This is a genomic window from Caulobacter sp. B11 (genome assembly GCF_002737765.1).
Taxonomy (GTDB): domain Bacteria; phylum Pseudomonadota; class Alphaproteobacteria; order Caulobacterales; family Caulobacteraceae; genus Caulobacter.
Genome location: NZ_PEGG01000097.1, coordinates 1 through 7,105, shown reverse-complemented (window position 1 = coordinate 7,105; position 7,105 = coordinate 1). Strand labels below are relative to the sequence as shown.

Below are 7,105 nucleotides of genomic sequence, written 5' to 3'. Positions count from 1 at the left end.
GGCGGTTGGCCACCCGGCGCTCGGCGGCCAGGGGCGGAATGCCCCGCGGCGGCTGACCAGGGCCTGATAGCTGGCGGTCAAGGGCGCGAAGATCGCGTGATCAGCGGCAGGGTCGAGGATCTCGACGCGGGCGCCCAGGTCCAGACGCAAGCCCAGGGCCTCGACCTTGGCGGCGATGCGGCCGCGGTCGCCGATCAGGACCGGCCGGGCCAGGCCCTCGTCGAGCACGGTCTGACACGGCGCGCGCACGCGGTTCGGTGCGCAGCACGCGTTCGTCCTCTCGCCCTCGCATAGGCGACGCGGGCCGGGTCTTGCGGGCCCGCTCGAACACCGGGCGCATCAGCTGGCCCGAGCGATAGACGAAACAGCTCCAGTTCGGCGCGATAGGCGTCAAAGTCGGCGATCGGCCGCGTGGCGACGCCGCTGTCCATGGCCGCCTTGGCCACGGCCGGGGCGATCTGCAGGATGAGGCGCGGGGTCGAACGGCTTGGGAATGATGTACTGCGAGCCGAACATCGGCGCCGCGCCGCCATAGGCGCTGGCCACCACCTCGCTGGCCTCGGCTCGCGCCAGCTCGGCGATCGCCTCGACGGCGGCCACCTTCATGGCTTCATTGATCTCGCTGGCCCCGACATCGAGCGCGCCCCGGAAGATGAACGGGAAGCACAGGACATTGTTGACCTGGTTGGGATAGTCGCTGCGGCCGGTGGCCATGATGGCGTCGGGGCGGGCGGCGGTGACCAGTTCGGGCAGGATTTCGGGCTCGGGATTGGCCATGGCCAGGATCAGCGGATTGGGACCCAGCAGGGGCAGCCACTCGGCCTTGAAGACGCGCGGCGCCGAGAGGCCCAGGAAGATGTCGGCTCCGGGCAGGACGTCGGGCAAGGCCCGGGCGTCGGTCGGCCGGGCGTAGCGGGCCATGTTGTCGGGCATGTCCGGGTCGCGGCCGGCATAGACCACGCCCTTGATGTCGGTGAGGGTGACGTTCTCGACCGGCAGGCCCATCGAGACCAGCAGGTCGACGCAAGCCAGGGCCGCGGCGCCGGCGCCGGAGGTGACCAGCTTGACGTCCTTGAGGGCCTTGCCTTGGACCACCAGCGCATTGCGGACGGCGGCGGCGCAGACGATGGCGGTGCCGTGCTGGTCGTCATGGAAGACCGGGATCTTCATCCGCTTGCGCAGGGCCCGCTCGATGACGAAACATTCCGGGGCCTTGATGTCCTCCAGATTGATCCCGCCAAAGGTCGGCTCGAGGGCCGCGACCACCTCGATGAATTTGTCGGGGTCCAGGGCGTCGACCTCGATGTCGAAGACATCGATGCCGGCGAACTTCTTGAACAGGACGGCCTTGCCTTCCATCACCGGCTTGCTGGCCAAGGGGCCGATATTGCCCAGGCCGAGCACGGCGGTGCCGTTGGTGATCACCGCCACCAGATTGCCGCGCGCGGTGTAGTCACGAGCCTTGTCGGGATCGGCGGCGATGGCCTCGCACGGGGCGGCGACGCCGGGAGAATAGGCCAGCGCCAGATCGCGCTGGGTGGCCATGCGCTTGGTGGCCTCGATCGCCAGTTTCCCGGGACGCGGCAGCCGGTGATAGTCCAGAGCGGCTTTGCGGAAATCCTCGTCCATCGGTCGGTCCTTGGGTGACTGCGCGGTCTCGGCGGCGCGGATCGTCTGTCCGTGCCAGCGGCGCGATCCGTTACCGCCGTTGCTAACGGGGTTGGCGGCGCATTTCCAACCTTACCCGGTCCAGAGGCTCATTTTTAAGGCCTGATCAGCGATCAGGCTTTTGCGCGGGGCTCCATAAGTAATAAAGAACTTATATAATGACCGTTCGGCGGGCGCCGGCCGCCGCGGTTGGCGGCTTTGACCGCGCCGCGCGCGGATCGGCGGTCAAGGGCCCCGGCGGCGCTGGACTTGCGCGCGGCGCAGCCCCAGCCTCACGGTTCCACGAAGGGGAGTCAGGATGATCAATGCGGCGAAGGATCCGAGGCGATGAGCGGCCTGACCACCCATGTGCTGGATCTGGCCACGGGGCGCCCGGCCGCCGGCGTTGTTGTTCGGATCAGCGCCCGCGCGGATGATGGCCTGACGGCCTTGGGCGCGGTGACAACCGACGCCGACGGCCGCGCGCGGCTGATCGAGGGGGCCGAGCTCAAGACCGGCGCCTATCGGCTGGAATTCGCGGTCGCGGCCTATTTCGCCGCCACCGGCGCGGCGGTCAGTGACCCGCCCTTCCTCGACGTGGTGGTCATCGATTTCGCCGTCGCCGATCCCGCCCAGCATCATCATGTGCCGCTACTGGTCTCGCCCTTCGGCTATTCCACCTATCGGGGCAGCTAGATGAGCGAAGCGGTGCGCTTTCTGCTGAACGGCCGGGTGGTTGAGGCCCGGGGCGTCGATCCCACGCGGACCGTGCTTGAATACCTACGCGGCGATCTGGCGCGCACAGGGACCAAGGAAGGCTGCGCGGAGGGCGACTGCGGATCCTGCACCGTGCTGGTCGGCGAGGCCGACGGCGCGGGCGCCGTGGCGTGGCGGGCGGTCAATAGCTGCATCCAGTTCGTGCCGATGCTGGACGGCAAGGCGGTGATCACGGTCGAGGGCCTGGCTGCAGACGCGCCGCATCCGGTGCAGCAGGCGATGATCGATCATCACGGTTCGCAATGCGGCTTCTGCACGCCGGGCATTGTCATGTCGCTATATGGCCGCGCGGTCGGGGCCCAGGGCGCCGGTGCGGCGGTCGATGAGGTGCTGGCCGGGAATCTGTGCCGCTGCACCGGCTATGGCGCGATCATCGCGGCCGCGGGGGCGGTCGTGCCCGAGGCGGCGCCGGATGTGGCCGGGGCCCTGGCTGGGCTGACGCGCGAGACGACCCTGGACCTGAGTCATGCCGATCCCCTGCACGGCGTGACCCGCCGCTGGTTGGCGCCCCGCGATCTGGATGAACTGGCCGAGGCGGTCCTGGCCCATCCCGAGGCGGTGATCGTCGCCGGCGCCACCGATATCGGCCTGTGGGTCACCAAGCAGCGTCGTCCGCTGGAAACCCTGATCGACCTGGGCAAGGTCGTGGCCCTCAAACGGATCGAACCGCGCGACGGCGGAGTCTGGATCGGCGCCGGAGTCCGCTATGTCGATGCGCTCGAGATCCTGGCCGGGCTCTATCCCGACCTGGGCGGCATGATGCGGCGGCTGGGCTCGACCCAGGTGCGCAACAGCGGCACGATCGGCGGCAATATCGCCAATGGCTCACCGATCGGCGACATGCCGCCGGCCCTGATCGCGGCGGACGCAACCCTGACGCTGCGCCGGGGCGCCGAACGCCGGGACCTGCCGCTGGAAGACTATTTCTTGGCCTATGGCCAGCAGGACCGGCAGCCGGGCGAGTTTGTCGAAGGCGTCTTCGTTCCCGTCCCGGCGCCGGGCCTGATCTTCAAGGTCTACAAGCTGTCCAAGCGGTTCGATCAGGACATCTCGGCCGTCTGCGCCGCCTTTTCGATTGCGGTCGAGGGCGGGATCGTCCGCCAGGCCCGGATCGCCTTTGGCGGCATGGCGGCCACGCCCAAGCGGGCGGCCGGTTGCGAGGCCCTGCTGGTCGGCCAGGCCTGGACCCTGGACACTGTCGAGTCCGCGGCCCTGGCCCTGGACGAGGATTTCACGCCGCTCAGCGATATGCGCGCCTCGGCCGCCTATCGGTCCTGACCGCGCGCAACCTGCTGATCAAGGCCTTTGTCGAAAGCGCCGGCGACGGCGTGGCGACGCGGGTTCTGGAGGCTGCGGCGCATGGCTGACTCCGCCCCCGCCGCGACGACGGCCCCGTTCCAGAGCGTGCACGCCTCGGTTCCGCATGACAGCGCCCTGCGCCATGTGACGGGCGCGGCGGTCTATATCGACGACCTGCCCGAGCCGGCCGGCCTGCTGCACGTGCACCTGGCGATGAGCGCCCGGGCCCATGCGCGGATCGCGGCCCTGGACCTGTCGGCCGTGCGCGCCAGTCCTGGGGTCGTCGCGGTTCTGACCGCCGATGACATCCCCGGCGAGAATGATGTCAGCCCGGTGATTCATGATGACAAGCTGTTCGCCACCGATACGGTGACCTATGTCGGGCAGAGCCTGTTCGCCGTGGCCGCCACCTCGATCGCCGCCGCCCGGGCCGCCGCCGACAAGGCCGTCGTGGCCTATGTCGACCTGCCCGCCGCCCTCGACATCGCCGCCGCCCGCGCCGCCGACCTGAAGATCGAGGCCAGCCAGCGCATGGCGCGGGGCGACGCCCAGGCGGCCCTGTCCGCATCGCCGCAAAGGCTGCAGGGCTGGATGGCGATCGGCGGTCAGGACCATTTCTATCTGGAAGGCCAGGTCGCCCTGGCGATTCCCGGCGAGGGCGGCGACGTCCATGTCTGGTCCTCCACCCAGCACCCCAGCGAGGTGCAGCACCTGATCGCCCGGGTCCTGGATCGACCGCACACCGCCGTCACCGTCGAGGTGCGACGGATGGGCGGCGGGTTCGGCGGCAAGGAGACGCAAGCCTCGCTGTTCGCCGCCGCCGCCGCCCTGGTGGCGGTCAAGACCGGCCGCGCCGCCAAGTGCCGGCCCGACCGAGACGAAGACATGATCATGACCGGCAAGCGGCATGATTTCGAGGTGGCCTATGATGTCGGCTTCGACGCCGAGGGTCGGCTGACCGGCCTGGCGCTCGAATTGGCCTCGCGTTGCGGGGCGACCACCGACCTGTCGCCGGCCATCAATGACCGGGCGATGTTCCACGCCGACAACTGCTATTTCCTACCGGCCGTCGAGATCCTGTCGCATCGCTTCCGCACCCATACGGTGTCGAACACAGCGTTTCGGGGGTTCGGCGGACCGCAGGGCATGGCGGCGATCGAGCGGGTGATGGACGCGGTGGCCCAGGCCACGGGGCTGGACCCGCTGCTGGTGCGGCAGCGCAATCTCTATGGCGGGGCCGGCCGCGACCTGACCCCCTATCACCAGACCGTCGAGGACAATGTCGCGCCGCAGCTGCTGGAACAGCTGGCGGCCTCTTGCGACTACGCGGCCCGCCAGGCGGCGATCGACGCCTTCAACGCGGCCAGTCCCTGGCTGAAGAAGGGCCTGGCCCTGACGCCGGTCAAGTTTGGCATCTCGTTCACCACCACCCACCTGAACCAGGCCGGGGCCCTGATCCACCTCTATGCCGACGGCTCGATCCTGCTGAACCATGGCGGCACCGAGATGGGGCAGGGGCTGTTCACCAAGGTGGCCCAGATCGTCGCCGACGCCTTCCAGGTCGATCTGGCGCGGGTCAAGGTGACCTCGACCGTCACCGACAAGGTGCCCAATACCTCGGCCACCGCCGCCTCGTCGGGCACGGACCTCAACGGCATGGCCGCCCTGAACGCGGCCGAGACGATCAAGGCGCGGTTGGTGGCGTTCGCGGCCGCCAAATGGGGCTGCGTCGAAGGCGAGGTGGCCTTCACGCCAGACGGTCTGCGGGCCGGCTCCGTCGTGGTTCCGTTCGGCGAGTTGTGCCGCCAGGCCCATCTGGGGCGGGTGTCGCTGTCGGCCACCGGCTTCTACGCCACCCCCAAGATCCACTATGACCGCGCCAGCCACAGCGGTCGGCCATTCTACTATTTCGCCTATGGCGCGGCCTGCAGCGAGGTGCTGATCGACACCCTGACCGGCGAGATGAAGGTGCTGCGCGCCGACATTCTGCACGATGTCGGGCGGTCGCTGAACCCGGCCATCGACCTGGGCCAGATCGAGGGCGGCTTCATCCAGGGCATGGGCTGGCTGACGACCGAGGAACTGGTCTTTGACGACCAGGGCCGTCTGCGCACCCATGCCCCCTCGACCTACAAGATCCCGACCTGCGGCGATCGACCGGCGGTGCTGAACATCGACCTGTGGTCGGCCGGCCGCAATGTCGAGGCCACGGTGCACCGCTCCAAGGCCGTCGGCGAACCGCCGCTGATGCTGGCCCTGTCGGTGTTCTCGGCGGTGAGCCGGGCGGTGGCCAGCGTGGCGGATCACAAGGTGATGCCGCAGTTGAATGCGCCGGCGACGCCGGAGGCGATCTTGATGGCGGTGGAAGACGTCAAGCGGAGGGCCAGCTCATGCTGACCCTCTCCCAGAGGGAGAGGGAGGGCCTATGAGCAACTGGGCCCGCCAATCCCTTGCCCGCCTGTCGCAGGGCCAGCCCGCCGCCCTGGTCACCGTCCTCGCCACCGAGGGCTCGGTTCCGCGCGAAGCCGGGACCAAGATGGTGGTCTGGGACGACGGCCAGGCCGGGACCATCGGCGGCGGCAATCTGGAGCATCGCGCCACCGACCAGGCCCGCCGCATGCTGGCCGGGACACTGTATTTCGCGGTGCAGGACTATCCCCTGGGGCCGCTTCTGGCCCAGTGCTGCGGCGGCCGGGTGCGGCTGCTGATCGAGCGGCTGGACGCGGGGAGCGCCGACTGGCTGACCGACGCCGCCCGCCGCCTGGACGCCGCCCAGCCCTTCGAGTTGCGCACCCGCTTTGATCCCGGCGCCCTGGGAAAATCTGTGTCGGCCCTGCCGGCCTCGGCCGACGAGGCCGCGCCGATCACCCTGGCCGGGACGGCGATCACCGCCCGCGGCGCCCGCCCCGGCCCGGGCGACGAGCTGGTCGAGCGAGCCGAAGCGTCGCGCCCGCCGGTGCTGCTGTTCGGCGCTGGCCATGTGGGCCAGGCCGTGGCCCGGGCCCTGGAGCCGCTGCCGTTCCGCCTAAGCTGGTTCGACACCCGGCCCGAGACCGCCGCGATCCCCGGGGTGGGGGTGCGTACTCCGACCGAACTGGCGGTCGAGGCGGGTCGCGCCGGGCCCGAGGCCTCGGTGCTGATCCTGACCCATGACCATGCCCTGGACTATGATCTGGTCCGCGCGGCCCTGGCGGGTAGACCGCCGGCCTATCTGGGCGTCATTGGCTCAAAGACCAAGAAGGCGCGGTTTGTCAGTCGGTTACGGGCGGAAGGTTGCGGCGAGGACGAGGTGGCGCGCATGACTTGTCCGATCGGCCTGCCGATGCTGCGCAGCAAGGCCCCGGAGGTGATCGCCGTGTCGGTCGTCGCCGACCTGTTGCGC

The 7,105-nt window shown here is 69.6% G+C and carries 3 protein-coding genes and 2 pseudogenes; 4 read left to right on the top strand and 1 reads right to left on the bottom strand.

Translation table 11 applies throughout. From position 1 onward, the window contains the following. Positions 1-1,629 (bottom strand): annotated as a pseudogene (locus CSW58_RS05550) (malic enzyme-like NAD(P)-binding protein); the annotation flags it as partial. A 366-nt stretch (positions 1,630-1,995) separates the two neighbouring features. Between CSW58_RS05550 and uraH the strand changes: the two are divergent. From uraH to xdhC, 4 genes and pseudogenes are all read left to right on the top strand, one after another. Then, the gene (uraH, locus tag CSW58_RS05545) at positions 1,996-2,343 is read left to right on the top strand and encodes a hydroxyisourate hydrolase (RefSeq protein WP_099446621.1); all 348 of its coding nucleotides are present in this window, start codon (positions 1,996-1,998) and stop codon (positions 2,341-2,343) included. Further along, positions 2,344-3,791, top strand: a pseudogene (xdhA, locus tag CSW58_RS05540) (xanthine dehydrogenase small subunit). Continuing rightward, the gene (gene xdhB, locus CSW58_RS05535) at positions 3,784-6,120 is read left to right on the top strand and encodes a xanthine dehydrogenase molybdopterin binding subunit (RefSeq protein WP_099446620.1); all 2,337 of its coding nucleotides are present in this window, start codon (positions 3,784-3,786) and stop codon (positions 6,118-6,120) included. The pseudogene xdhA and the gene xdhB overlap by 8 nt, the downstream one beginning before the upstream one ends. Positions 6,121-6,148: 28 nt before the next feature. Beyond that, the coding region (xdhC, locus tag CSW58_RS05530; RefSeq protein ID WP_099446619.1) for a xanthine dehydrogenase accessory protein XdhC at positions 6,149-7,105 on the top strand (957 nt) is incomplete at its 3' end.